Raw genomic sequence first — 23,928 nt, 5'->3', positions numbered from 1 at the left:
CGATGTTGTGGCGTTACATCAAGGTCCAAGCCTTCGTGCTGCTGTGCGGGATCGTCGGGCCGATCTTCCTGGTGATCTACTTCGCCACGGGCAGCGACCCGATGCTGAAGTGGATGTTCTGGACGGGCTTGCTGATCACCGGCGCCGACGTGCTGATCGCGCTGGCGATCACCGCGGGGGGAGCCCGATCGGCCGCCAGGACCGCCGAACTCGAGCAGACGGGAGTGCTGGCGCTTGCCCAAGTCACCGGTATTCACGAAACCGGAACGCGGATCAACGAACAACCGTTGGTGAAGCTGGACCTACAGATCGCCGGACCAGGCATCGTGCCGTTCGCCAGCCAGGATCGGGTGATCGCCTCGATCGCGAGGCTGCCGATGATCACCAACCGGAAGCTGGTCGCGCTGGTCGACCCGATGACGAGCGAGTATCAGATCGATTGGGAGCGAAGCGGCTTGGTCAGCGGGATGATGCCCGCCACCTTCACCATCGCCGAGGACAACCGGACATACGACCTGACCGGTCAAGCCGAGCCGCTGATGGAGATTCTGCAAATCCTCAAGGCCAACAACATCGGTCTCAACAACATGATCGATCTGCGATCGAATCCGGCTGCGCGCCAACAGGTTCAAGAGGTGGTGCGCCGGGCTGCCGCTCACCAGGCGCCAGCCGCCGCGGCGCCGCCTCCTCCTGCCGCACCGTCCGCAACGGCCTCCATCGCACCCCCTCAACCGTCGACCGCGCAGCGCCTGCAGGAACTCGAGACGCTGCGCGCGATGGGGTCGATCTCCGAGGACGAGTACTCGGCGAAGCGCCAGCAGATAATCGCCGACCTCTAGCCTCGGTCCGGAGTCACGCGGGCTTCTAGAACACGTTCCAGTTCGGCTGTTAGCCTGTCGGAGGGTTCTCACCTCCGGCGAGCGACCGCGAATGTCCGCGCCGGGGCGGCGTGTTGCGTACAGACACGGTCGCTCGCATGGGGCAGGTTCCTGGAAGGAGCAGCGGTGACGGGGATCAACCGACCATTGGAAGGCCGAGTGGCCTTCATCACCGGGGCCGCACGCGGCCAGGGCCGGGCGCACGCGGTCCGACTGGCCAGCGAAGGCGCCGATATCATCGCGATCGACATCTGCGCCCCGATATCGGAGTCCATCACCTACCCGATGGGGACCTCCGAAGAACTGGCCGAGACGGTGCGCGCGGTGGAAGCGACGGGCAGCAAAGTGCTCGCCCGCGAGGTCGACATCCGGGACCTGGCCGCGCTGCAGCAGGTCGTGGCCGACGGCGTCGAACAGTTCGGCAAGCTCGACATCCTGGTCGCCAACGCGGGTGTGCTCAGCTGGGGCCGCATCTGGGAGATGTCGGAAGAGCAGTGGGACACCGTCATCGACGTCAATCTGAACGGGACGTGGCGCACCATCCGGGCGGCGCTGCCCGCGATGATCGCGGCGGGTAACGGCGGATCGGTCATCATCGTCAGTTCATCGGCCGGGCTGAAGGCGACCCCGGGCAACGCGCATTACGCGGCGTCCAAGCACGGTCTGACCGCGCTCACCAACTCGTTGGCGATCGAGGCCGGCGAGTTCGGAATCCGGGTGAACTCGATCCATCCGTACTCCATCGAGACGCCGATGGTCGAGAAGGACGCGATGATGGCGATCTTCGCCAAGCATCCGAGCTATCTGCACAGCTTCGCGCCGATGCCGTACAACCCGCTCGACGAGGAGAACAAGGGTCTTCAGGGCTTCATGGAACCCGAGGAAGTGGCCGACGTCGTCGCGTGGCTCGCCGGTGACGGATCGAAAACGCTTTCGGGCAGCCAGATCGCCGTCGACCGCGGCGCGATGAAGCACTGAAGCTAGCTCGCTAAAGCGGCCGCGAACTGGTCGACGGCCCAGTCGATCTCGTCGTCGGTGATCACCAGTGGAGGAGCGAACCGCAGGGTCGAACCATGGGTGTCCTTGACGAGGACGCCGCGGCGCGCCAAGCGCACGCTGACATCTTTGGCCGTACCCGAGCCCGGATCGATGTCGACGCCGGCCCACAGGCCCTTGCCGCGGACCGCGGTGACACCCCGGCCGATCAACTGCTGCAATCTCTGGTGCATGTGCGCGCCGAGTTCGGCTGAGCGGCACTGGAACTGGCCACGCTGCAACATCGCCACCACCGTGGAGCCGATCGCGGCGGCCAGCGGATTTCCACCGAAAGTGGAGCCATGCTCGCCGGGATGCAGTACACCGAGGATGCCGGAGTCGGCCACCACCGCCGACAACGGCATCACGCCTCCGCCGAGCGCCTTTCCGAGTAGGTAGACGTCGGGAACCACGCCCCAGTGCTCGCAGGCGAACGTCTTTCCGGTGCGGGCCAGGCCGGACTGGATCTCATCGGCGATCAACAGGACGTTGCGCTGTGAGCACAGTGACCGCAGGCGCGGGAGGAAGTCGTCGGGCGGAACGATGATTCCCGCCTCACCCTGGATCGGTTCGATCAGCACGGCGACGGTGTTGTCGTCGATCGCATCGGCGAAGGCGTCGGTGTCACCGAACGGCACGGCGCGGAATCCGGGGGTGTACGGGCCGAAGCCGCGCCGGGCCGTCTCGTCGTCGGAGAAACTGACGATGGTGGTGGTCCGCCCGTGGAAGTTGTTGTGCGCCACCACGATATTCGCCGCGTTGGCGGGGATGCCCTTGACGTCGGTGCCCCATTTGCGGGCCACCTTGATCCCGCTCTCGACCGCTTCGGCGCCGCTGTTCATCGGCAGCACCATGTTCTTGCCGCAGAGCCCGGCCAGTGCCGCACAGAAGGGTGCGAGCCGATCGGAGTGGAACGCGCGGCTGACCAACGTCACGGTGTCCAGTTGCGCGTGTGCGACAGCGGTGATCTCCGGATTGCGGTGGCCGAAGTTGACCGCCGAGTAAGCGGCCAAACAGTCCAGGTAGCGACGGCCCTGGACATCGGTGATCCACGCGCCCTCGGCGCTGGCGGCCACCACCGGTAGCGGGTCGTAGTTATGCGCCACACAGTGGTCGTCGATCGCGCTCGCGGCACCCGTCGCTTCCAGCGTGGTCACGAATGCACCTCCAACGTGCAGCATTTGATCGATCCGCCGCCCTTGAGCAGTTCGGAGAGGTCGACGCCGACGGGGTTGAACCCGGCGTCGCGCAGTTGGGCGGCGAAGCCGGTCGCCGCGGCCGGTAGCACGACGTTGCGCCCGTCGGACACCACGTTGAGGCCGAAGGCATAAGCGTCGGAACTGGTCACCTCGATCGCGTCGGGGAACAGCGTTCGCAGGCTCACCCGCGAGGCGTTGCTGAACGCGGGCGGGTAGTACGCCACCGTGGTGTCGTCGAGCACCGCGAGGGCGGTATCGAGGTGGTAGAACCGAGGATCGACCAACTCGAAGCTGTACGTCGGTCGCCCGACCAACTGCGCGATCTCGCCATGCGCACGTCGATCCGTCCGAAATCCGTATCCGGCCAACAGGATCGAACCGGCGACGAGAAGGTCGCCCTGACCTTCGTTGGTGTGGCGCGTCCGTGCGGGTTCGTATCCATGTCCGACCATCCAATCGCCGTACGCAACCGCCTCGCCAGCGCGCTGCGGGTAGGCGAAATTCGCGAGCACCGCTGTAGCGCCGACCACCAGGCCGCCGTTGGCGGCGTACACCATGTCGGGCAGTCCGTCGACCGGCTCGACGAGGTCGACGACGTGCCCGAGTTCTTGGTACGTGCGTCTCAACGTCTCCCACTGGGTGAGGGCCAGCGCGGTGTCGACGGGCGTCTCGATGTCCATCCACGGGTTGATCGAGTACTCGACGGCGAAGTGTGTCGGCGCGGTCATGACGTAGTGGCGCGCTCGGGCCTCACGCCTGCGGTGGCGACCCGACCGCGAGGGCGTCGCGACACTGAAAGACGTCATGAATCAACGGTAGAGACGGTTACTGCTGCAATCCATTGTTGTTTGTTGCGTGTCAGGCAGTGATTTGTTGTGTACAGTCACGCCAAGCAGTGATTTATTGTGCGGAGGTGACCGTGGACCGCCTCGACGCGACCGACGAGCAGATCCTCGCGGCGCTGACCGATGACGCCCGCGCGACCTACGCCGAGATCGGGGAGCAGGTCAATCTGTCCGCGCCCGCGGTCAAACGCCGGGTCGACCGCATGCTCGACAACGGCGTCATCCGCGGCTTCACGACCGTTGTCGACCGGGCCGCGCTGGGCTGGACCACCGAGGCGTACGTGCAGGTATTCCGCCACGGAACCATTGCCCCAGAGCAATTGCGGGCGGCGTGGATCGACATCCCCGAAGTCATCAGCGCAGCCACCGTCACCGGCACCGCCGACGCGATCCTGCACGTTGTGACCCGCGACATGCGCCACCTCGAAGAGGCGTTGGAGCGCATCCGTTCGACCGCCCACGTCGAGCGCAGCGAGAGCGTCGTCGTGCTGACCAACGTCATCGACCGCGATCGCGGCTGAGCACCATTGCCCGGGGTGGCGGACAAAAGGCCGTAGGCGTCGTGTAAGAAACTGCCCATGACCACATCAGCGGGCATCGTCATCGTCGGCGGCGGACTCGCGGCCGCCCGCACCGCCGAACAGTTGCGCCGGTCGGAATACAGCGGTCCGGTCACGATCGTCAGCGACGAGGACCATCTGCCATACGATCGGCCCCCGCTGTCGAAGGAGGTGCTGCGCTCCGAGACCGACGACGTCAGCCTCAAGCCCGCGGAGTTCTACGAGGACAACGACATCACCGTGCTGCTGGGCAACGGCGCGCGGTCCGTCGACACGGCCACCCAGACGTTGACGCTCGCCGACGGCACCGAGCTGCCCTACGACGAACTCATCATCGCTACGGGTCTGGTGCCCAAGCGCATTCCGTCCTTTCCTGACCTCGCGGGAATCCACGTGCTGCGCAACTACGACGAGAGCGTGGCCCTGCGGCAGGAGGCCGGTTCGGCTCGTCGCGCCGTCGTCGTCGGAGCCGGCTTCATCGGCTGCGAGGTGGCGGCGAGCCTACGCAAGCTCGGCGTCGAGGTCGCGCTGGTGGAGCCGCAACCGGCGCCCCTGGCGTCGGTGCTCGGCGAGCAGATCGGTGAGTTGGTGGCTCGGGTGCACCGCGCCGAGGGTGTCGATGTCCGGTGCGGCGTCGGCGTTTCGGAAGTGCGGGGCTCGGATCGAGTCGAGACGGTGGTGCTCAGCGACGGCACCGAACTCGAAGCCGATCTGGTGGTCGTCGGCATCGGATCGCGCCCGTCGACCGACTGGCTCGAAGGCAGCGGCCTCAAGCTCGACAACGGGGTGGTCTGCGACGACCACGGCCGCGCCAGCGCGCCGCATGTCTGGGCGATCGGCGACGTCGCGTCATGGCGACACAACCTCGGCCACCAAGTGCGCGTTGAGCATTGGAGCAACGTCGCCGACCAGGCCCGCGTCCTGGTGCCGACGATGCTCGGGCAGGAACCGCCGACCGCGGTCTCGGTGCCTTACTTCTGGAGCGACCAGTATGACGTCAAGATCCAATGCCTCGGCGAACCGGAGGCCGAAGACGTCGTCCACGTCGTCGAGGACGACGGTCGCAAGTTCCTCGCCTACTACGAGCGTGACGGCGTGGTCGCCGGAGTCGTGGGCGGCGGAATGCCGGGCAAGGTGATGAAGGCGCGCGCCAAGATCGCGGCGCGCGCGCCCATCGCCGACCTGCTCGGCTGAGTGGATTGGGTGCGCTACCAATCGCTGATCGATAGGTAGCGCACCGAAATCACCCCTAGTGCTCGCCGAGGTAGAAGCGGGTGCCCTGATCGTCGGTGCACAGCGCGGACTTCCCGTAGGACTGCTGCGACGGCTCGTCGATGACGGTGCCGCCGGCCTCCCGCACGCGCGCCACCGCGGCATCGATGTCGTCGACCGTCCACATCGGCACGGTCACCGCCTCGGAGTTGCCGCCGGCGACACCGGACATCGGATGCGTCTCGCGCACCCCCCAACCGTCGTCGATGCGCCCGGGCTCGAACGTCCAGAACAGCACCCTGCTGTAGAACGCCTTGAATGCGCTCGAGTCCGGAACCTGATAGGTGATGTATGAAAGTTCTCCCGGCCCAGTGCCGTTGAGGGCTGGACGCGGTGTGCCCGGAGCCGGCCGGAAGACCGCGAACGCCATCCCGCTGGGGTCGGTGGCGTCGATGACGGTACCGAAGTCGAACTCCTGAGTCCGGCCCACGGTGCCGCCGCCGTCGATGATCGACTGCCGTGCACCGTCGATGTCGGTGACCGCGTAGCAGCAGAGCATGCCCTGCGGCCTGTCGACGCTGAAGATGCCGATCCGCTGGTCGGTGTTGGTCACCTGGTGGGCCGCGGGGTCATAGGTCCAGCCGAGCACATGACCGTAGAACCGCGCGGCCGCCTCGGCGTCTGGCACCCACACCGACACGTAGCCGACGTCACCGTGCTGGATCGGGACGGCCGCAGCCGTCACGGGCCCGGTGAGCATCCAGCGGTGGCCGAACGGATCGACGATCGCTGCGCTGCGCGCGCCGTAATTCTCGTACGGCTCGCGCTGCACCTCGGCGCCGTGCCTGCGAGCCCGTTCGAGCGCCGCGTCCGTATCGGCGACACGCAGCATCAAGCTCACCGAAACAGACTGCCTTGCAGGAGCTCTCAGCCCGATCTCGGGATACTCGTCGGCGAGGTAGAGCACGCCGTCGCCGATCGCCAACTCGGCGTGGCCGATGCGGCCGTCGTCCATCTCGAAGGGTTCACCGACCACCGTGGCGTCGAACGCGTCGACGTACCACGCGATCGCATCGCGAGCATTGCGGACCGTCAGATACGGAAGTGCCGCCGACCGGGGGACCGTCGGCGCGACGGTCGGCTCGGACAGTTCGGCGATGGCGGTATCGGTTCCACTCATGACGACCTCCTCGGTTCGATTCGGTAGAGAAAGCGCCGACTCCAGTCGGGCGCGCAGCCCGGCGGCGAAAGCCGGGTCGGGGGCGACCGGAAGTTCGTCGCCGCGCAGCACGGCCAGCGGATCGTGGCTGTTGTTCACGACTGCCTCCCTTCCGGTTCCGGGTAGTGAGCGCGAAACGCCTTGCGGGCCCGCACCAGCAGCGCCTCTGTCGCGTGCACCGTGCGGCCGATGAGCTCGGCGCATTCGGGCACCGAGCAGTCGTCCATGTAGCGCAGTGCCAGAACCGTGCGGTGCTGCTCGGGTAGCTTGGCGAGCACGCTCTCGGCGACGATGCGGTCAAGTTCGGCGTCCCAGTCGTCGGGCGGCTCGACAGGTCGGGCAGTTCGGCGACCGGCGTGGTGAACCGGTCGTGGCGGCGCCGGTAGTGGTCGGCCAACTTGTGGCGCGCCACCCCGAGCAACCACGGCACGGTCATCGGTGGTGGAGCGGTTTTTCTCGCGGCGTCCATGGCCGCCAGAAAGGTTTCCGACGTCAGGTCTTCGGCGGCTCCACGGTCACCACAGCGTCGGACGAAGTATCCGTACACCACCGGCAAGGATTCGTCGTACAGCGCGAGCAGCTCCCGTGGAGCGTCGGTGCCATTCGGTTCGGCGCTCACACCCATATCGTCGCCGTTGCGCGCCGAACTCCGACGGTTCCTGCGGAACTTTTTTGCGCTGGCGGACAGGGTTGCAGGGTCAGCCCCGGTATTCGGGAGTCCACCGCACGTCGGTGATCCGCTGCGCCAGCTCGTCGGGATTGCGGGTGGGTGCGACGCCGTCGGCGACGGCTTGGGTTGCGACCGCCTGCGCAATGCGTATGGCCACATCGGGGATGTCCGACCACGCGGGCAGCAACGATGCCCCGGCATCGACGACGGCGGGAGACGCGTCGCCGAGCGCCGCGGCCGCGGCCCGCATCATCTCGTCGGTCACCCGTGTCGCCTGCGCCGCGGTGACGGCCAGGCCCATCGCGGGGAAGATGTAGGCGTTGTTGCATTGGGCGATCGGCCGCTGCACCCCGTCGCGTTCCAGCGGCGCGAACGGCGAACCCGTCGCCACCAACGCGCGTCCGCCGGTCCAGGTGTCCAGTTCGGCTGGGTGGGCCTCGGCCCGGCTGGTCGGGTTCGACAGCGGGAAGATGATCGGGCGATCAACCTTGGCGGCCATCTTTCGCACGATGTGCTCAGTGAATGCCCCTGTGGCGGTTGACAATCCGAGCAATACGCCGGCATCGACGTGATGGATGACGTCGGCGAGCTGAGCCGGCCCGGACAAGCTCCAGCTCGCCACCCGCCCGGCGGGTTGGGCGAACGCCCGCTGGCCGGGGGACAGGTCGGTGCGGTCGTCGGTGAGCAGACCGTTGATGTCGACCACCCAGATCTGTGTCGACGCCTGCTGAGCCGACAGGCCCTCGCTGACCATCTGACGGTGCACCATCTCGAGCACCCCGATGCCTGCCGAGCCGGCGCCCAACATCACCACCTGCTGCTGTGACAGCGGGCGCCCCACCACCTGGGCCGCCCCGTGCAGCGCGCCCAAGGTCACCGCGGCGGTGCCTTGAATGTCGTCGTTGAAAGTGAGCAGCTTGTCGCGATAGCGCTGCAGGATCGGCAGCGCGTGCGCGGTGGCGAAGTCCTCCCACTGCAGAAGGACGTCGGGCAGCTCGTCGCGCACCGTGGTGACGAAATCGTCGATGAACGAGTAATACTCGTCGTCACCGATGCGGCGGTGCCGCCAGCCGAGGTACTGCGGGTCCTCGAGCAGCTCGACGTTGTCGGTACCCACGTCCAGCAGCACGGGCAGCGTGCGGGCCGGGTCGATGCCGCCGATCAGCGTGTACAGCGAGAGCTTTCCGATGGGAATACCCATGCCGCCGATGCCCTGATCGCCCAGGCCCAAAATGCGCTGGCCGTCGGTGACGACGATGACGTCGACCTCCCGTCGCGGGCGGTTGCGCAGCATCTCGCGCAGGAACTCGCGGTCGGGGTAGGAGACGAACAGCCCGCGCGGGCGCCGGTAGATCTCGCTGAAGCGCTGGCAGGCCTCGCCGACGGTCGGTGTGTAGACGATCGGCATGGTTTCGGCGATATGGTCGCGCAGCACCCGGTAGAACAGTGTCTCGTTGCGGTCCTGCAGGTTTCGAAGATAGATGTGCCTGTCCAGCGGCTCGCGGCGCCTGCTGAACTCGCGCCATGAATGTTCGGTCTGCTGCTCGAGGCTCTTCTCGGCCGAAGGAAGCAGTCCCAGCAGCCCGAATCGGCGGCGTTCTGCGTGGCTGAAAGCCGTACCCTTCGTCCACAGAGAGTCGTAGAGCAGATCGTGGCCCGTCTTGTGCTCGGCGCTGTGCTCGGCCATCGGCGTCCTTTCGCGACCGCCCCAAGCTATCGCGGTGGCCGAGTGCGCCGAGGTGATTCAGCGATCGAGTGCCCACAGCCCGTCGGCGACGGTGTCGAACGCCGCACCGAGCGCCTGAGCCAGCGAAACCTTCTCGTCGGCCAGCCAGTGTTCGTACGCCGAGAGCGCTACGCCGAGCATCGTCCACGCCACCGTCTGCGGTATCAGGTCGCCTGCGGTGGCGTCGAGGCGTTTGGCGACGAACTCGGCGACCACGCCGCGCCAGCCGGCGTACATGGTCATCGAGTAGGCCTGCAGCGCGGCGGTCTCCAGGATCACCCGCATGCGCATCCGGTGGCGCGCCGTCTCGGCGGCATCGAAGCTGTTGAACGCCAGCAACGCGGTGCGCAGCGCCTCGCCGATGGGCACCTCGGGATCGAGATCGGCCAGCAGGTTTCGCATGTGGGCCAGATGAGCGTCGAAATCGCCCCAGGGCAGGGCGTTCTTGGACGGGTAGTAGCGGAACAGCGTGCGCCGCGCGATTCCCGCGGCTTCGGCGATGTCGTCCACGCTGACGTCGTCGAACCCTTTTTTGGCAAAGAGGTCGATGGCCACGTTGCTGATGTGGTCCCACGTCGTCGAGCGCCGGCGGCCCACCCGGTGCTGGTCCGGCCCCATAGGGGGTCCCCTTTCCATTTAGGCACTCGATGCCATATTATTGCGACCTCGATCACAGTTGTCGAGAACCGGTGATATTGAAAGGCACAGCCATGGAGGGCCAGATGGAACCGAAGCAGCAGGTGGAGAACGACGAGCTGGTTACCGAGACGCTCGTCGAAGAGGTGTCGATCGACGGGATGTGCGGGGTCTACTGATCGTGACCTCGTCGTCGGCGGTGCCCGAGGAAGGCGTCGCATTCGACCCGGAGCTCGGCTGGCGGCTGCACCACCAGGTGGCGGTGCGGCCGGAGCCGTTCGGGGCGCTGCTCTACCACTTCGGGACGCGCAAGCTGTCGTTTCTGAAGAACCGGACCATCGTCGACGTCGTCAACACCTTGTCCGACCATCCCGACGTCCGATCCGCCTGCCGTGCCGTCGGTATCGACGACGCGCAGCAGGCGCCGTACCTGCAGGCACTCGGCGTGCTTGCTCGATCGAAAATGCTGGTGCCGCAATGACATCGACCGAAGCCGTACGTGTGCCCAAGCTGGTCGAGCAGTTCGAGCACGGACTCGACGCCCCGATCTGCCTGACCTGGGAACTGACCTACGCCTGCAACCTCGCGTGCGTGCACTGCCTGTCGTCGTCGGGCAAGCGCGACCCGCGCGAGCTGAGCACTGCGCAGTGCAAGGACATCATCGACGAGCTCGAGCGCATGCAGGTTTTCTACGTCAATATCGGCGGCGGCGAGCCGACCGTGCGTTCGGACTTCTGGGAGCTCGTCGACTACGCCACCGCCCACCACGTCGGGGTGAAGTTCTCCACCAACGGTGTGCGCATCACTCCCGAGGTCGCGACCCGGCTGGCCGCCAGCGACTACGTCGACGTGCAGATCTCCCTCGACGGTGCGACCGCGGAGATCAACGACGCCGTCCGCGGGGCGGGGTCCTTCGCGATGGCGACCAGGGCCCTGCAGAACCTGGCCGACGCCGGTTTCAAGGACGCCAAGATCTCGGTGGTCGTGACCCGCCACAACGTCGACCAGCTCGACGACTTCGCCGCTCTCGCAGCGCAATACGGCGCAACGCTGCGGATCACACGGCTGCGGCCGTCGGGTCGGGGCGCCGATGTCTGGGACGACCTGCACCCCACCGCCGACCAGCAGGTCCAGCTCTACAGCTGGCTGGTCGCCAAGGGTGACCGGGTGCTCACCGGCGACTCGTTCTTCCACCTCGCCGGGTTGGGTGAACCCGGCGCGCTCGCCGGGCTGAACCTGTGCGGGGCGGGCCGCGTCGTGTGTCTGATCGATCCCGTCGGCGACGTCTACGCGTGCCCGTTCGCCATTCACGACCGGTTCCACGCCGGAAACATCCTGTCCGACGGCGGTTTTCGGAATGTCTGGCAGAACGCGCCGCTCTTTCGTGAGCTGCGCGAACCGCAGTCGGCCGGTGCGTGCGGCAGTTGCGGGCACTATGACAGCTGCCGCGGCGGGTGCATGGCCGCCAAGTTCTTCACCGGGCTGCCGATGGACGGCCCGGACCCCGAGTGCGTGGAGGGCTACGGCGCTCCCGCCCTGGCTCAAGAACGGGTCAAGCCGAAGTCCAGCGTCGACCACTCGCGATCGGGTCCGGTGATGCTGAAGCTGCTCACGACGCCTCCCCGGCCCGATGTCGGCGCCGGGGCGCCTCCCCGGCCCGATGTCGGCGCCGGGGCGCCTCCCAAGAGGCTCTGCAACGAAAGTCCGGTGTGATCATGGCCGACACCTGGTTCGAAACGGTCGCCGCCGCTCACGAGCGTGCGAGGCGCCGGCTTCCCAAGCCGGTGTACTCGGCGCTCGTCGCCGCCAGCGAGAAGGGCGTGACGGTCTCCGACAACGTCGAGGCGTTCGCCGAGTTGGGCTTCGCGCCGCATGTCGTCGGTGCGACGGAGAAGCGCGATCTCGCGACCACCGTGATGGGACAGGAGATTTCGCTGCCGGTGCTGATCTCGCCGACAGGTGTGCAGGCGGTCCACCCGGACGGCGAGGTCGCGGTCGCACGCGCGGCCGCCGCGCGCGGCACCGCGATGGGCCTGTCGTCGTTCGCCAGCAAGCCGATCGAAGACGTGATCGCGGCCAACCCCAAGCTCTTCTTCCAGGTGTACTGGCTGGGCGGGCGGGATGCGATCGCCGCCCGGGTCGAGCGCGCGCGGCAGGCGGGTGCGGTCGGTCTGATCGTCACCACGGACTGGAGCTTCTCGCACGGCCGCGACTGGGGCAGCCCGAAGATCCCCGAGCAGATGGACCTGCGCACCACCGTGCGCATGCTCCCGACGGGGCTGACCAAACCGCGCTGGATGTGGCAGTGGGGTAAGACCCTGCGGCCGCCGAACCTGCGGGTTCCCAATCAGGCCGCGCGAGGCGAGGAGGGACCGCCGTTCTTCGCCGCGTACGGCGAGTGGATGGGCACCCCGCCGCCGACCTGGGAGGACATCGCCTGGCTACGCGAGCTGTGGGGCGGTCCTTTCATGCTCAAGGGCGTGATGCGTGTCGACGACGCGAAACGTGCTGTGGATGCCGGTGTTTCAGCGATCTCGGTGTCCAATCACGGCGGTAACAACCTGGACGGGACGCCGGCCTCGATTCGCGCCCTGCCGCCGATCGTCGAGGCGGTCGGTGACGACATCGAGGTGGTGCTCGACGGAGGCATCCGGCGAGGCAGCGACGTGGTGAAGGCGGTCGCGCTCGGTGCCCGCGCGGTCATGATCGGGCGGGCATACCTGTGGGGTCTGGCGGCCAACGGGCAGGCCGGTGTCGAGAACGTGCTCGACGTCCTGCGGGGAGGCATCGATTCTGCATTGATGGGGCTGGGTCGCGCCTCGGTACATGATCTTGGACCCGACGACGTCCTGGTCCCTCCCGGGTTCATCCGGGAGCTCGGCGTGCCCGGAGGTTCGGCCACCTGACGGCGAACCCTGCGGTCGGGAACATGCTGGTACAGGCGGGGCGCAGGGGACTGGGGGGGCGACGCCGGCGCCGGCGGCGAGAAATTCGGTGAATCAATTGCTGCGCATGCTTCAACAATTGGCGCACGACAGGTGAATTCGGCCTACCATCGGCGGGTGCCGTCTGTCAGCTTGCTCGCGAATGCGACGTCGAAGCAGCTGCAGAGCAAGCCGTCAGCCCTCCTCGTGCCCGTCGGATCCACCGAGCAGCACGGCCCTCATCTCCCGCTGGACACCGACACCCGCATCGCGACGGCCGTTTGTGGGGCGGTTGCTGACCGGCTCGCCGACACCGACGGCGTGAACTGGATGGTCGCCCCCGCCATCGGCTACGGCGCGAGCGGCGAGCACGAGGAGTTCAGCGGCACCGTTTCAATCGGGACATCCGCGCTGAGGCTGTTGCTGGTGGAGTACGGCCGGTCGGCATCCCGGTGGGCGTCACGGCTGGTCTTCGTCAACGGCCATGGCGGCAACGTCGAAGCGCTGGCCGCCGCGACCGCTTTGCTGCGCTACGAAGGCCGGGAGGCGGGATGGTGCTCGTGCACGGTGGCGGGTGCCGACGCGCACGCGGGCCATACCGAAACGTCTGTATTGCTACATATTTCGCCGCAGGACGTCCGTATCGACGAGCGGGTGCCCGGCAACATGGCGCCCCTTCGCGAGTTGATCCCCGAACTGCGGCGGGGCGGAGTGGCCGCGGTCAGTGAGGTCGGTGTGCTCGGCGATCCCACCACCGCGACCGTGGAGGACGGCGCCCGCATTTTTCCCGATATGGTCCAAACATGCCTTCGGCGGATCACGCGCTGGGCGCCCGACCGCGACGGGAAGCTGACATGACGGGACCGCGACTGCCCGACGGTTTTGCCGTGCAGGTGGACCGCCGGGTGAAGGTGCTCGGCGACGGGTCGGCCCTACTCGGCGGCTCCCCGACCCGCCTCCTTCGTTTGGCGCCGGCGGCGCAGACCATGCTCAACGCCGGCCGACTCGAAGTGCACGACGCCGTCAGCGCCCAGTTGGCCCGGACCCTGCTCGACGCGACGGTCGCGCACCCCCGTCCCGCCAGCGGCCCGTCGCACCGGGACGTGACGGTCGTGATACCGGTGCGCGACAACGCTTCTGGCGTCCGCCGACTGCTCACCGCCGTGCGCGGTCTGCGGGCGGTGGTCGTCGACGACGGCTCTGAGACACCACTCGAGGCGTCCGACTTCGCCGACGTCCACGCCGGGGTACAGGTGGTGCGACACGAGCGCAGCCGCGGACCCGCGGCCGCCCGCAACACCGGTCTGGCCGCGTGCACGACCGACTTCGTGGCTTTCCTGGACAGCGACGTCGTACCACGGCGCGGCTGGCTGGAGGCGCTGCTGGGCCACTTCTGCGACCCCGCCGTGGCCCTGGTCGCACCGCGCATCGTCGGCCTCCGCGAGCCGGACAATGTGGTCGCCCGCTACGAAGCGGTGCGCTCCTCGTTGGACCTGGGTCTGCGGGAGGCCCCGGTCATGCCCTACGGCACGGTGTCCTATGTACCCAGTGCCGCGATCATCGGCCGGCGGGCCATGCTGGGGGAGGTCGGCGGCTTCGACGAGACGCTGACCTCAGGTGAGGATGTCGATCTGTGCTGGCGACTCATCGAATCCGGTGCGCGTCTACGCTACGAGCCCATCGCGCTGGTGGCGCACGACCATCGGACCCAACTGCGAGAGTGGTTCTCGCGCAGGTCTTTCTACGGCGAGGCCGCCGCACCGCTGTCGGTGCGTCATCCCGGTAAGACCGCTCCGCTGGTGATCTCGGGCTGGACGTTGGTGGCCTGGATGCTGATGGCGATGGGTTCGTCGATCGGATATCTGGCCTCGATCGTCGTCGCAACCATCACCGGCAGGCGCATCGCCAAGTCCCTGTCGAGTGTGGAGCCCGAACCCAAAGACGTCGCGGTCGTGGCCGCACACGGACTGTGGTCCGCAGCGATGCAGCTGGCGTCGGCGATCTGCCGGCACTACTGGCCGGTCGCGCTCGTCGCGGCGGTCTTGTCCCGACGATGCCGGCAGGTCGTGCTCGTGGCCGCGGTGGTTGAAGGGGTCGTCGACTGGTTGACCCGGAGCCGAAACACCGAAGACGACACCCAGCGGGTCGGCCTGCTCACCTATATCGCCCTCAAGCGCCTCGACGACATCGCCTACGGGGCAGGTCTGTGGACGGGTGTTGTCCGTGAGCGTCATCTCGGTGCGCTCAAACCCCAGATCCGGACCTGAGACGACTCTGCCGCGTGCGCAGTATCTTTATTGCTCCTCGCGTCCGCAGTAACGTCCTGATCGTCGGTGCCGGCAGCGCCGGATCCGTTCTGGCCGAGCGGCTCTCCGCCGACCCGGCATGCACCGTCACCGTCGTCGAATCGGGTCCCGGGCCGTCCGACCCTCGGGTCTCGGCGCAGATCAATGACGGACTGCGGCTGCCGATCGGCGCCGCGAGTTCAGTGGTGCGGCGCTACCCGACAACGTTGACCGTCGATCCGCTGCGTCATGCGATGCTCATGCGCGGCGAGGTGGTCGGAGGATCGGGCGCCGTCAACGGCGGCTACTTCTGCCGTGGGCTTCCGTCGGATTTCGACGACTGGCGCCTGCCCGGCTGGGCATGGTCGGATGTGCTCCCGCACTTCCGGGCCATCGAAACCGACCTCGACTTCGACAATGCTATACACGGCTCGGAAGGGCCGATACGAATTCAGCGTGTTGCCGAATTCGACGGCTGCACAGCATCATTTGTGGCGGCGGCCACCGAAGCCGGGCATCCGTGGGTAGTCGATCTGAACGGTTCGACCGTCGAGGCGCCGGTGGGGGCCGGAGTGGGCGCGGTGCCGCTGAACATCCACCAGGGTGCCCGCATGGGTCCCGGTGGGGCCTTCCTGCAACCGGCTTTGGACCGTGCGAACCTCACCTTGCTCACCAATACCCGGGTGCACCGCATCCGCATCACCGCCGGGCACGCGGTCGGCGTGGAGTGTGCAAGCCAGGACGGTGCCACTTATCTCGAGGCGGACCGGATAGTGCTGTGCGCCGGAGCAATCGGGTCGGCACACCTTCTGATGCTCTCGGGCATCGGCCAACCCGAAACCCTCGAGCGGCTGGGAATACCGGTGGCGGCGAATCTGCCGGTGGGAGTGGTGATGTCGGACCACCCCGAGTGGGTGCTGCCGGTGAACTGGACGGAAACACACGGACTCCCACCCCTCGAGGCCGTGCTCACCACCGACGACTGGCTCGAAATCAGGCCGTACACAGCCGGTTTCGGAGCTATGGTGAGCGGCCGGCGCGACGATCCCGGCGACCATCCCCATATCGGGGTGACGTTGATGCGGCCGAAGTCACGAGGGGCCGTCAGGGTGGTGAGCGCCGACCCCGATGTGCCTCCGGTCATCGAGCACCGCTACGACAGCGAGCCCGACGACGTCGAGAAGCTGCGCGCCGGGGTCGCGTTGTCCCGCGAACTCGTCGGCGCAGCCGAGGTCGGGCCGGCATCATGGTCGACGTCGCAGCATCTCTCGGGGACTGCGCCGATGGGTGACGATGATGACGACGTCGCGGTGGTGGACCCGCGGTGCCGGGTGCGCGGGGTAGAGGGGCTCTGGGTCGTCGACGGGTCGGTGCTACCGGTGATCCCCAGTCGCGGCCCGCACGCCACCATCGTCATGGTCGGGCACCGAGCGGCCGAGTTCATCGTCTGACCGCGAGACGATCCTCTCGATGAAGCGTAACTGCCTTCCGTCTCGGCCAGGTGCCCACAGTGCGATGAACACCGCGGCAACCGCGCAAAGGCCCCCGAGGGCGATCAGGGAGATGTGCATGGCGTCCATGAACGCCAGTTGCGCGGCCTGTGACAGGTCGGCACCCTGTGGGCCCAGCCGTGCGGCCACCTCGAGCGCCTCGGCCAGCGAGTTCGACGCGGCCGTGCGGAGCGATTCGGGTAGGCCGCGCAAATGGGGCGCAAGGCTATCGCCGTACTGGGCGGCGAGCACCGAGCCCGCCACCGCGATGCCCAGTGCGGCGCCGATCTCGCGGGTGGAGTCGTTGACCGCCGACGCGACGCCCTGCTTCTCGTCCGGCACCGCACCCATGATCGCCGAAGTCGCTGGCGCCGTACACAAACCGATGCCAGTCGACATGACGAGTAGCGGCAGCGCGAGGTCCAGGTAAGGCGAGTTCACTTCGAGCGTTTGCATGTAGAACAGCCCGCCCGCAATCAGCGCCAGGCCGGTGGAAAGGACGATCCGCAGACCCAGTCGTGGCAGATACCACGGTGTTGCAAGGCTGAGGACCAGAAGAGGGGCAACCAGCGGCGCCAATGCGAAAGCCGTCTGCAGGGGGGTGTAGCCGAGCAACAGCTGCATGTATTGCATCGAGACGAAGAAGAACCCGAAGTTCGCGAGGAAGAAGAACGTCACCACGATGGCACCGGTGGTGAAGTCGGCCTTGGCGAACAGCCGGACGTCGAGCAGTGGGTGCGCGCTGCGCAGTTCCCACACCGCGAAGACGGCCGCCATGACAACGCCGGCAGCCATGCACCCGTATACGAGGGGATGTGTCCAGCCGTGGGCGGGCGCCTCGAGCACGCCGTAGACGAACACCGCGACGGCTCCGCCGATCAGTACCGCTCCTGGCCAGTCGAGCGGTGTGGCTTGCTGGTCGCGAGACGAGGCCACCGTGCAGGCGAGCCCGAACAGGCCCGCACCGGAGAGCGTGAACGCCCAGAAGATCGACTGCCACGACCAGAAGTGGAGTAGCACACCGGATCCCAGAAAGCCGACCACCGCACTCGAGCCCGCGACGCCCGCCCAGATGCCGACGGCCTTGTTGCGCTCCGCTTTCGGGTATGCGGCCGTCAACAGCGACAGGGTGGCGGGCATGACGAACGCCGCGCCCACACCGGCCACGGCGCGGGCGATGATCAATGCGAGTGGGCCGTCGAAGATCAACGGCGCCGCCGAGGCGAGTGTGAAGATACCGAGACCCGCGAGCAGAGCACCGCGGCGGCCGTACCGGTCGCCGATCGCGCCGGCGGGCAGCAACAGACACGCCAGCACCAGGGTGTAACCGTCGACCACCCACGTCAGCTGGGCCTGGGTGGCCGTGGTTTCCACCGCGATGTCGGGCAGGGCGGCGTTGAGGGCGACCATCGAGCTGATCACCAGCGCGACGCCCATGCAGGCGACGGTGAGTAGCCAGACGCGCGCACGGGAGGACAGGTCTGCGACGCTCGCGCCGATATCCTGGTCAGACCGGCTGAGGGTGTCGACCATACGTCGCTCTCTTCCGCAGTAGATTTTCGAGACTAACAGTCTCGGTATGAGACCGATAGTCTTGTTCCCGGCGAGGAAGTGGGTTAAACGATGAGCGGGGCGAGTACCGACCCGAGGCCGGCCCGGTCCCGTGCCCGCCTGCTCGAGGCGGCTACGACGCTGCTGCGGGCAGGCGGCCCGAGTGCGGTCACCATCGACGCGGTCACGAGAACCGCCAACGTCGCGCGCGCCACGCTGTATCGCCACTTTCCGAGCGCCAACGACCTGATGGCGGCGGCGTTCTTGAGCCTGCTCAATCCGGCGCCGATGCCGCCCGCCGAGGGCAGCCTGCGCGACCGATTGATTGCGGTCGTCGTGGGATGGGCGGAGTCAATCGCCGAGGCGTCCGCAATGATCACCGCCATGACATGGATGGCATCCGGTCCCGATGTGGGGACGTACTCCGAGGTGCAGCAGTCGGATTCGGATGCCGTGGGGACCCTGAGGTCACGCATCATCGCGCTGTATTCGGCGCCCTTCGACGCGATCCTCGACGGCGCTCAGGCGGCCGAGGAACTCGACGAGGTGGACCGGATCCAGACGATCGCACTTCTCATCGGCCCGTTGATTCTCGGGAAGCTGTCGACGGTGGCCGACTTCGACTACCGTGCGTGCGCGGAGGCCTCCGTCGACGGATATTTGGCCACCCACGCGAAGAAGCCGAGCGAGATCACCTCAGCGAGTAGCGAATCGGAAGATGCTTGAGCCCTCCGACGAACACTGTCGCGGCTAGTTCGGGTTCCCCGGCCAGCTCGATCGAGTCCAGCCTCGGCAGCAGTTCGGTGAACAGGCTGTTCATCTCCATGCGCGCCAACGCGGCACCGAGACAGAAGTGCACGCCGTAGCCGAACGAGAGATGCTTGTTGGGATCGCGGCCGACATCGAATTTGAACGGTTCGTCGAAGATATCTTCGTCGCGGTTCGCGGATGCGTAAGCGAGATAAACGGATTCACCCTTGGCGATCGGTACGCCACGGACCTCGGTGTCTTCGGCGGCGGTCCGCATGAACTCCTTGACCGGGGTGGTCCAGCGGATCATCTCCTCGACCGCGGTGCCCATCAATTCCGGTTGTGCCTGAAGTCGCGCGAGTTGGTCGGGGTTGTCGATCAGCGCGCGAAGACCGCCGGAGATCGCGTCCTTGGTGGTGTCGTGGCCTGCGGTGGCCACGATGACGTAGTACGACGCGGTGTCGACCTCGCTCAGCGGCTCACCGTTGATGGTTCCGTTGGCGATCGCCGATGCGAGATCATTGGTCGGGTTCGCCCGTCGTGAAGCGGTCAGTTCGCCGAAGTAGGCGAAGAATTCGACCACCGTCTGCAGTTTCTCCTCGGGGGTGGTCCCGCGCTGATACTCCTCGTCGTCACCGCCGAAGATCTCCTGGGTGAGCTTGAGCATGCGCGGGAAGTCCTCCTCGGGCAGTCCGAGCAGCGAAAGGATCACATAGAGCGGGTAATGCACCGCGATGTCCTCGACGAAGTCGCATTCGGGGCCGATGTCGCGCATCTTGTCGACGTAGCGCTTGGCCAGTTCGTCCACCCGAACCTTCAATTCGCGCATCGCCTTGGGGCGGAACCAATCCGCGCCGATCTTGCGGACATCGCGATGATGCGGGTCGTCCATGTGGATCAGCGTTCTCAGTCCCATGCCCGCTTCCAACTGTGCCCTTGCCAGGTCGTCGGCTTCGGCGGTCGCAAGCAGTGGCCGCGGCTCGCTCAGCCACAGGTTGTTGTCGCGTTCGATCGCCATGATGTCGGCGTGCTTGGTGATCGCGTAGAAGGGCCGGTACGGTGGGTGGTCCACATAGGGCACCGGGTTGTGGGCCCGCAGATGAGCAAAGGCGGCGTGCAGCCGATCGTCGTCGGCATACGCCTTGGGATCGGCGAAGACCTTCGCGGCTTCCTGTGATCTCTGGTCCATCGTCGGCGTGCTCATGAAGCTCCTCGGGAAAGACTTGACGGGTGTCAAGCACAGTCTATGTGACCGACACCACTTCGCGCCGCGAGGTGGCTCCCACCACGCCGACGGGTTCGTCTTCAGCGCAGCGAGTATCTGATCGGCAGGTGTTTGAGCCCACCGACGAAGATCGTCGCGATGAACTTCGGGTCGCCGGCCAACTCGATCGAATCCAGCCGTGGTACCAGCTCGGTGAAGAAGCTGTTGATCTCCATGCGTGCCAGAGCGGCGCCGAGACAGAAGTGCACGCCGTAACCGAATGACAGGTGCTTGTTGGGGTCACGCCCGACGTCAAAGCGGAAGGGCTCGTCGAAGATGTCCTCGTCGCGGTTGGCCGAAACATAGGACAGCAGCACCGATTCGCCCTGCTTGATCGGTACACCGCGCACCTCGGTATCGGCCGTGGCGGTGCGCATGAACTCCTTGACCGGAATGGTCCAGCGGATCATCTCCTCGACCGCGGTGCCCATCAGCTCCGGGTGGGCTTTCAGCCGGGCGAGCTGGTCCTGGTTCTCGATCAGCGCCAACAGACCACCCGAGATCGCCGCGCTCGTGGTGTCGTGGCCTGCGCTGGCGACGATGACGTAATAGGACAGGCAGTCGACGTCGTTGAGATATTCGCCGTCGATCTTGGCATTGGCGATCGCCGAGGCCAGGTCGTCGGTGGGGTTGGCCCGGCGTTCAGCGGTCAGCGCGGTGAAGTAGCGGAAGAAGTCGGTGATGACCTCGTGCAGTTCCTGCGCGCTCTTGCCACGGGTGAACTCGTCGTCGTCGCCGCCGAACATCTCCTGGGTGAGCTTGAGCATGCGGCCGAAGTCGGATTCGGGCAGCCCGAGCAGTGACAGGATCACGTAAAGCGGGAAGTTCACGGCGACCTCTTGGACGAAGTCGCATTCGGGACCCTTTTCGACCATCTTGTCCACATAGATCTTGGCCAGCTCGTCGACGCGGGCCTTCAACGCGCGCATCGCCTTGGGCCGGAACCAGTCCGCCCCGATCTTGCGGATGTCGCGGTGCAGGGGGTCGTCCATATGGATCAGAGTGCGCAGCCCGCCACCGGCGGCGAGGTTGGCCTGCGACAGATCGTCGGTGGCGGCCGTGACCAGCATCGGGCGCGGCGCATTGATCCAGAGCTCGTTGTCGCGCTCGATCGCCATGATGTCGGCGTGCTTGGTGACGGCCCAGAACGGCCGATAATCGGGCACGTCGACGTAGGACACCGGGGCGTTCTCGCGCAGGTGGGTCAATGCGGCGTGCAGGCCCGACTCGTTGGTGTAGGCCTTCGGATCGGCCAGCACCTTGGCGGCGTCTGCGATGATCGGCGTGCTCATAGGTTCCCTCGCTCAGGGTCATTCTTGACAGCTGTCAAGTATGCACTCTAAGCGATGGTCCTGCGGGGGGACCACGACGCGTCAGTACGCTCGCGAGGTGGCGAGTGGAAGGCGCGGCCGACCTGTCCGGCGCGGTGTCTGTCGCGTGGCGGCGGCGCTCGTACTGCTGGCCGCCGCGGTCTCCGGTTGCGCCGAGGGCCAGACCGCCGCGGTGAAGATGCCCGACGACCCCGGGGTGGTGCGAACCGCCGCGGGAGCGGTCCGCGGGACCGTCGCCGACGATCATCGGTACTTTGCTGGAATCCCTTACGCCGCACCGCCTCTCGGTGCGTTACGCTGGCAGTCGCCCGCGCCGGTCGAGTCGTGGGCGGGATTCCGGGATGCGACTCGCCCCGGTGCGCGCTGCATCCAGGACACCAGCTCCGACGTCGATCGACGCCCGCCCAGCGAGGATTGCCTGACCCTCAACGTCTGGACGCCGCCGCCGTCGGACGAACCGCGGCCGGTGATGGTGTGGGTCCACGGTGGCAGCTTCCTGAACGGCAGCGGCGACATCTACCCGGCGCGGCGGTTGGCCGGTCGCGGCGTCGTCGTCGTCACTATCAACTATCGCCTCGGGGCGCTGGGCTTCCTCGCTCATCCCGCATGGGGTTCCGGCGGCGACGTCGGCAACTACGGCCTCGCCGACCAGCAAGCCGCGCTGCGATGGGTCCGCGACAACATCGCCGGGTTCGGCGGAGATCCGGACCGGGTCACGATCGCCGGCGAATCGGCGGGCGGGATGGCGGTGTGCGACCACCTCGTCGCCCCCGGGTCCCGGGGCTTGTTCAGCGCGGCGATCATCCAGAGCGCGCCATGTCAGGCGCAGTACGACCTGCCGGCCGCCCAGGAGGCCAGCACCGCATACGCAGCCGATGTCGGATGCGCCGATCCCCGCGTCGCCGCGGACTGCCTACGGTCGCTGCCCGCCGATCGGTTGGCGGCCCCGCTGACGTACGCCCGGTTCGGGACCGAACGCCTGAGCGGTCCGGTGGCGGGCACCGAGGCGCTACCCGAGAAGTCGTTCGCCGCGATCACCAGCGGTGAGGCCGCCCGGGTGCCGGTGATGATCGGCACCACGCAAGACGAACACACGCTGTTCGCGGCGCTGCAGGCGTTGCGCGGGAGGACATTCGACGCCGCGAACTACTCCGGACTGCTGGCCGAGGCGTTCGGACCCCACGGGTCCGCCGTGGCGGCGCGGTATCCGCCCGAACGGTACGGCGGGAACGTCGCGCTGGCGTATTCGGCGGCGGTGACGGCGGCCGAATACGCCTGCGTGGCCGACCGGATGGCCGACGCCCTTTCCGACCAGCCCGTCTACGCCTACGAATTCGGGGACCGCGACGCGCCGGCACCCGAACCCCTGCTCGAGGCGCCGTTCCCGGTCGGGGCGGCGCATTCCCTGGAGCTTCGCTACCTGTTCGACGTCGGCGGCGCACCACCGCTGGACCTTGCCCAACAGCGGTTGTCCGAGGAGATGGTCGACTACTGGGCGCGGTTCGTCGCGGCCGGCTCACCAGGACCCGGTTGGCCGGAGCTGACCAGCGGGCCCGCGGGTGAGCGGATGTGGCTGGAACCGGATGGCAGCCGCGTCATCACCGATTTCGAGCAGAAACACCAGTGCGCGTTCTGGGCCGGCCTGGGAAGCTGATCCCGGACCGGACGCGGACTCGACGGCACCGCTGCAGTCACGGGTACGGTGGCCCTACGGGCCCGGCGCCAGGGCCAGCGGGTATCCCGTGGCCAGGGATTTGGAGCGTGCCGTTTTCTAGGGCATACTGTTCGGGTTGCCTTGAGCCGGGACGGTGCCTGTTCGGACCGCGTGGCCGGGGCATACGACCGGCGCCCAACCGGGCGCATCCGGTGCCAATCTCGATCGCGAAGATTTTCGAGCGGACGAGTGCGTGTGCGGGCGACACACCCGACCGCGGGGGCCGGTGGACCACAGACAGAAGAACAGCGGCGGCATGCAGCGTGATTGCGCCGGTGAGGGCGGCCCGATTTCGGGCCCAGTATGAGTGAGGTAGGAGAAGCGTGGCGGGACAGAAGATCCGCATCAGGCTCAAGGCCTACGACCACGAGGCGATCGACGCCTCGGCGCGCAAGATCGTGGAAACGGTCACCAGAACCGGCGCCAGCGTGGTTGGTCCTGTGCCGCTGCCGACTGAGAAGAACGTGTACTGCGTCATCCGGTCCCCGCACAAGTACAAGGACTCGCGGGAGCACTTCGAGATGCGTACTCACAAGCGGCTGATCGACATCCTCGACCCCACGCCGAAGACCGTTGACGCCTTGATGCGCATCGATCTGCCGGCCAGCGTCGACGTCAACATCCAGTAGGAGAGACCAG

The 23,928-nt window shown here is 67.1% G+C and carries 22 protein-coding genes and 1 pseudogene; 14 read left to right on the top strand and 9 right to left on the bottom strand.

The features are described from left to right. The first annotated feature begins 2 nt into the window (after window positions 1-2). Together A5790_RS22815 and A5790_RS22810 are read left to right on the top strand one after the other, a co-directional pair. Complete coding sequence (locus tag A5790_RS22815; RefSeq protein ID WP_066849540.1) at window positions 3-839, top strand: SHOCT domain-containing protein; 837 nt, start codon at window positions 3-5, stop codon at window positions 837-839. A gap of 186 nt (window positions 840-1,025) precedes the next feature. Next, window positions 1,026-1,856, top strand: a complete 831-nt coding sequence (locus A5790_RS22810; protein WP_066849841.1) for a mycofactocin-coupled SDR family oxidoreductase — start codon at window positions 1,026-1,028, stop codon at window positions 1,854-1,856. 2 nt (window positions 1,857-1,858) lie between these two features. Here A5790_RS22810 and rocD read toward each other — a convergent pair whose 3' ends face one another. Together rocD and ddaH are read right to left on the bottom strand one after the other, a co-directional pair. Continuing rightward, window positions 1,859-3,094 carry an ornithine--oxo-acid transaminase gene (gene rocD, locus A5790_RS22805; protein ID WP_082961853.1) on the bottom strand — a complete coding sequence of 412 codons (1,236 nt, stop codon included), beginning with the start codon at window positions 3,092-3,094 and terminating at the stop codon, window positions 1,859-1,861. Next, window positions 3,067-3,918 carry a dimethylargininase gene (gene ddaH, locus A5790_RS22800; protein ID WP_066849535.1) on the bottom strand — a complete coding sequence of 284 codons (852 nt, stop codon included), beginning with the start codon at window positions 3,916-3,918 and terminating at the stop codon, window positions 3,067-3,069. The genes rocD and ddaH overlap by 28 nt, the downstream gene beginning before the upstream one ends. 113 nt (window positions 3,919-4,031) lie before the next feature. Between ddaH and A5790_RS22795 the strand changes: the two genes are divergently transcribed. Continuing rightward, entirely contained in the window at window positions 4,032-4,478 is a 447-nt protein-coding gene (locus A5790_RS22795) for an Lrp/AsnC family transcriptional regulator (protein ID WP_066849838.1), read from the top strand. 57 nt (window positions 4,479-4,535) lie between these two features. Next, entirely contained in the window at window positions 4,536-5,711 is a 1,176-nt protein-coding gene (locus tag A5790_RS22790) for an NAD(P)/FAD-dependent oxidoreductase (protein ID WP_066849532.1), read from the top strand. A 55-nt stretch (window positions 5,712-5,766) separates the two neighbouring features. Here A5790_RS22790 and A5790_RS22785 read toward each other — a convergent pair whose 3' ends face one another. The 4 genes and pseudogenes from A5790_RS22785 to mftR all read right to left on the bottom strand — a co-directional run bounded on the left by A5790_RS22785 (window position 5,767) and on the right by mftR (window position 9,962). After that, entirely contained in the window at window positions 5,767-7,047 is a 1,281-nt protein-coding gene (locus A5790_RS22785) for a VOC family protein (RefSeq protein ID WP_066849529.1), read from the bottom strand. Then, window positions 7,044-7,567 (bottom strand): annotated as a pseudogene (locus tag A5790_RS22780) (RNA polymerase sigma factor). Before A5790_RS22780 ends, A5790_RS22785 begins: the two are co-directional and overlap by 4 nt. A 79-nt stretch (window positions 7,568-7,646) precedes the next feature. Beyond that, window positions 7,647-9,305, bottom strand: a complete 1,659-nt coding sequence (locus A5790_RS22775) for an NAD-dependent malic enzyme (RefSeq protein WP_066849526.1) — start codon at window positions 9,303-9,305, stop codon at window positions 7,647-7,649. A gap of 57 nt (window positions 9,306-9,362) precedes the next feature. Further along, window positions 9,363-9,962, bottom strand: a complete 600-nt coding sequence (mftR, locus tag A5790_RS22770; RefSeq protein WP_066849523.1) for a mycofactocin system transcriptional regulator — start codon at window positions 9,960-9,962, stop codon at window positions 9,363-9,365. 104 nt (window positions 9,963-10,066) lie between these two features. Here mftR and mftA point away from each other — a divergent pair, with 104 nt between their 5' ends. The 7 genes from mftA to mftG all read left to right on the top strand — a co-directional run bounded on the left by mftA (window position 10,067) and on the right by mftG (window position 16,640). Further along, the gene (gene mftA / locus A5790_RS25595; RefSeq protein ID WP_067090967.1) at window positions 10,067-10,159 is read left to right on the top strand and encodes a mycofactocin precursor MftA; all 93 of its coding nucleotides are present in this window, start codon (window positions 10,067-10,069) and stop codon (window positions 10,157-10,159) included. After that, entirely contained in the window at window positions 10,144-10,461 is a 318-nt protein-coding gene (gene mftB / locus A5790_RS22760) for a mycofactocin biosynthesis chaperone MftB (protein WP_066849518.1), read from the top strand. Before mftA ends, mftB begins: the two co-directional genes overlap by 16 nt. Further along, window positions 10,458-11,693: a mycofactocin radical SAM maturase gene (gene mftC / locus A5790_RS22755; RefSeq protein WP_066849515.1), complete on the top strand. Its 1,236-nt coding sequence runs from the start codon at window positions 10,458-10,460 to the stop codon at window positions 11,691-11,693. Before mftB ends, mftC begins: the two co-directional genes overlap by 4 nt. 2 nt (window positions 11,694-11,695) lie before the next feature. Further along, on the top strand, window positions 11,696-12,886 hold the full coding sequence (gene mftD, locus A5790_RS22750) for a pre-mycofactocin synthase MftD (protein ID WP_066849512.1): 1,191 nt from the start codon (window positions 11,696-11,698) through the stop codon (window positions 12,884-12,886). A gap of 132 nt (window positions 12,887-13,018) precedes the next feature. Then, entirely contained in the window at window positions 13,019-13,762 is a 744-nt protein-coding gene (gene mftE, locus A5790_RS22745) for a mycofactocin biosynthesis peptidyl-dipeptidase MftE (RefSeq protein ID WP_066849510.1), read from the top strand. Further along, complete coding sequence (gene mftF / locus A5790_RS22740) at window positions 13,759-15,171, top strand: mycofactocin biosynthesis glycosyltransferase MftF (RefSeq protein WP_066849507.1); 1,413 nt, start codon at window positions 13,759-13,761, stop codon at window positions 15,169-15,171. Before mftE ends, mftF begins: the two co-directional genes overlap by 4 nt. Window positions 15,172-15,185: 14 nt before the next feature. Continuing rightward, window positions 15,186-16,640, top strand: coding sequence for a mycofactocin system GMC family oxidoreductase MftG (gene mftG, locus A5790_RS22735; RefSeq protein ID WP_231987870.1), 1,455 nt, complete (start codon window positions 15,186-15,188; stop codon window positions 16,638-16,640). Here mftG and A5790_RS22730 read toward each other — a convergent pair. Next, window positions 16,563-18,212: an MFS transporter gene (locus tag A5790_RS22730; RefSeq protein ID WP_066849504.1), complete on the bottom strand. Its 1,650-nt coding sequence runs from the start codon at window positions 18,210-18,212 to the stop codon at window positions 16,563-16,565. The genes mftG and A5790_RS22730 overlap by 78 nt on opposite strands. 90 nt (window positions 18,213-18,302) lie before the next feature. Between A5790_RS22730 and A5790_RS22725 the strand changes: the two genes are divergently transcribed. After that, window positions 18,303-18,956 (top strand): TetR/AcrR family transcriptional regulator, encoded by a 654-nt coding sequence (locus A5790_RS22725; protein WP_066849501.1) that lies wholly within the window; start codon window positions 18,303-18,305, stop codon window positions 18,954-18,956. Here A5790_RS22725 and A5790_RS22720 read toward each other — a convergent pair. Both A5790_RS22720 and A5790_RS22715 read right to left on the bottom strand, forming a co-directional pair. Next, the gene (locus A5790_RS22720; protein ID WP_066849498.1) at window positions 18,922-20,184 is read right to left on the bottom strand and encodes a cytochrome P450; all 1,263 of its coding nucleotides are present in this window, start codon (window positions 20,182-20,184) and stop codon (window positions 18,922-18,924) included. The two genes, A5790_RS22725 and A5790_RS22720, sit on opposite strands and share 35 nt — an antisense overlap. Before the next feature lie 101 nt (window positions 20,185-20,285). Beyond that, a complete protein-coding gene (locus A5790_RS22715) occupies window positions 20,286-21,536 on the bottom strand; it encodes a cytochrome P450 (RefSeq protein ID WP_066849495.1) in 1,251 nt (416 codons plus the stop codon). A 40-nt stretch (window positions 21,537-21,576) separates the two neighbouring features. Here A5790_RS22715 and A5790_RS22710 point away from each other — a divergent pair, with 40 nt between their 5' ends. Then, a complete protein-coding gene (locus tag A5790_RS22710; protein ID WP_082961852.1) occupies window positions 21,577-23,229 on the top strand; it encodes a carboxylesterase family protein in 1,653 nt (550 codons plus the stop codon). Window positions 23,230-23,612: 383 nt separating this feature from the next. After that, window positions 23,613-23,918, top strand: a complete 306-nt coding sequence (rpsJ, locus tag A5790_RS22705; protein WP_003883485.1) for a 30S ribosomal protein S10 — start codon at window positions 23,613-23,615, stop codon at window positions 23,916-23,918. Window positions 23,919-23,928: the final 10 nt, after the last annotated feature.

The organism is Mycobacterium sp. 852002-51152_SCH6134967 (assembly GCF_001667105.1).
GTDB classification, from domain to species: domain Bacteria; phylum Actinomycetota; class Actinomycetes; order Mycobacteriales; family Mycobacteriaceae; genus Mycobacterium; species Mycobacterium neumannii_A.
This window is presented reverse-complemented; position numbering and strand designations above follow the sequence as displayed.

Excerpts from the sequence above, each read along its gene's own strand:
- A5790_RS22815 (WP_066849540.1), top strand. The coding sequence starts at position 3 with ATGTTGTGGCGTTACATCAAGGTCCAAGCCTTCGTGCTGCTGTGCGGG.
- rocD (WP_082961853.1), bottom strand. The coding sequence starts at position 3,094 with ATGCTGCACGTTGGAGGTGCATTCGTGACCACGCTGGAAGCGACGGGT.
- ddaH (WP_066849535.1), bottom strand. The coding sequence starts at position 3,918 with ATGACGTCTTTCAGTGTCGCGACGCCCTCGCGGTCGGGTCGCCACCGC.
- A5790_RS22790 (WP_066849532.1), top strand. The coding sequence starts at position 4,536 with ATGACCACATCAGCGGGCATCGTCATCGTCGGCGGCGGACTCGCGGCC.
- A5790_RS22775 (WP_066849526.1), bottom strand. The coding sequence starts at position 9,305 with ATGGCCGAGCACAGCGCCGAGCACAAGACGGGCCACGATCTGCTCTAC.
- mftR (WP_066849523.1), bottom strand. The coding sequence starts at position 9,962 with ATGGGGCCGGACCAGCACCGGGTGGGCCGCCGGCGCTCGACGACGTGG.
- mftA (WP_067090967.1), top strand. The coding sequence starts at position 10,067 with ATGGAACCGAAGCAGCAGGTGGAGAACGACGAGCTGGTTACCGAGACG.
- mftC (WP_066849515.1), top strand. The coding sequence starts at position 10,458 with ATGACATCGACCGAAGCCGTACGTGTGCCCAAGCTGGTCGAGCAGTTC.
- mftD (WP_066849512.1), top strand. The coding sequence starts at position 11,696 with ATGGCCGACACCTGGTTCGAAACGGTCGCCGCCGCTCACGAGCGTGCG.
- mftF (WP_066849507.1), top strand. The coding sequence starts at position 13,759 with ATGACGGGACCGCGACTGCCCGACGGTTTTGCCGTGCAGGTGGACCGC.
- A5790_RS22730 (WP_066849504.1), bottom strand. The coding sequence starts at position 18,212 with ATGGTCGACACCCTCAGCCGGTCTGACCAGGATATCGGCGCGAGCGTC.
- A5790_RS22725 (WP_066849501.1), top strand. The coding sequence starts at position 18,303 with ATGAGCGGGGCGAGTACCGACCCGAGGCCGGCCCGGTCCCGTGCCCGC.
- A5790_RS22720 (WP_066849498.1), bottom strand. The coding sequence starts at position 20,184 with ATGAGCACGCCGACGATGGACCAGAGATCACAGGAAGCCGCGAAGGTC.
- A5790_RS22715 (WP_066849495.1), bottom strand. The coding sequence starts at position 21,536 with ATGAGCACGCCGATCATCGCAGACGCCGCCAAGGTGCTGGCCGATCCG.
- A5790_RS22710 (WP_082961852.1), top strand. The coding sequence starts at position 21,577 with ATGCACTCTAAGCGATGGTCCTGCGGGGGGACCACGACGCGTCAGTAC.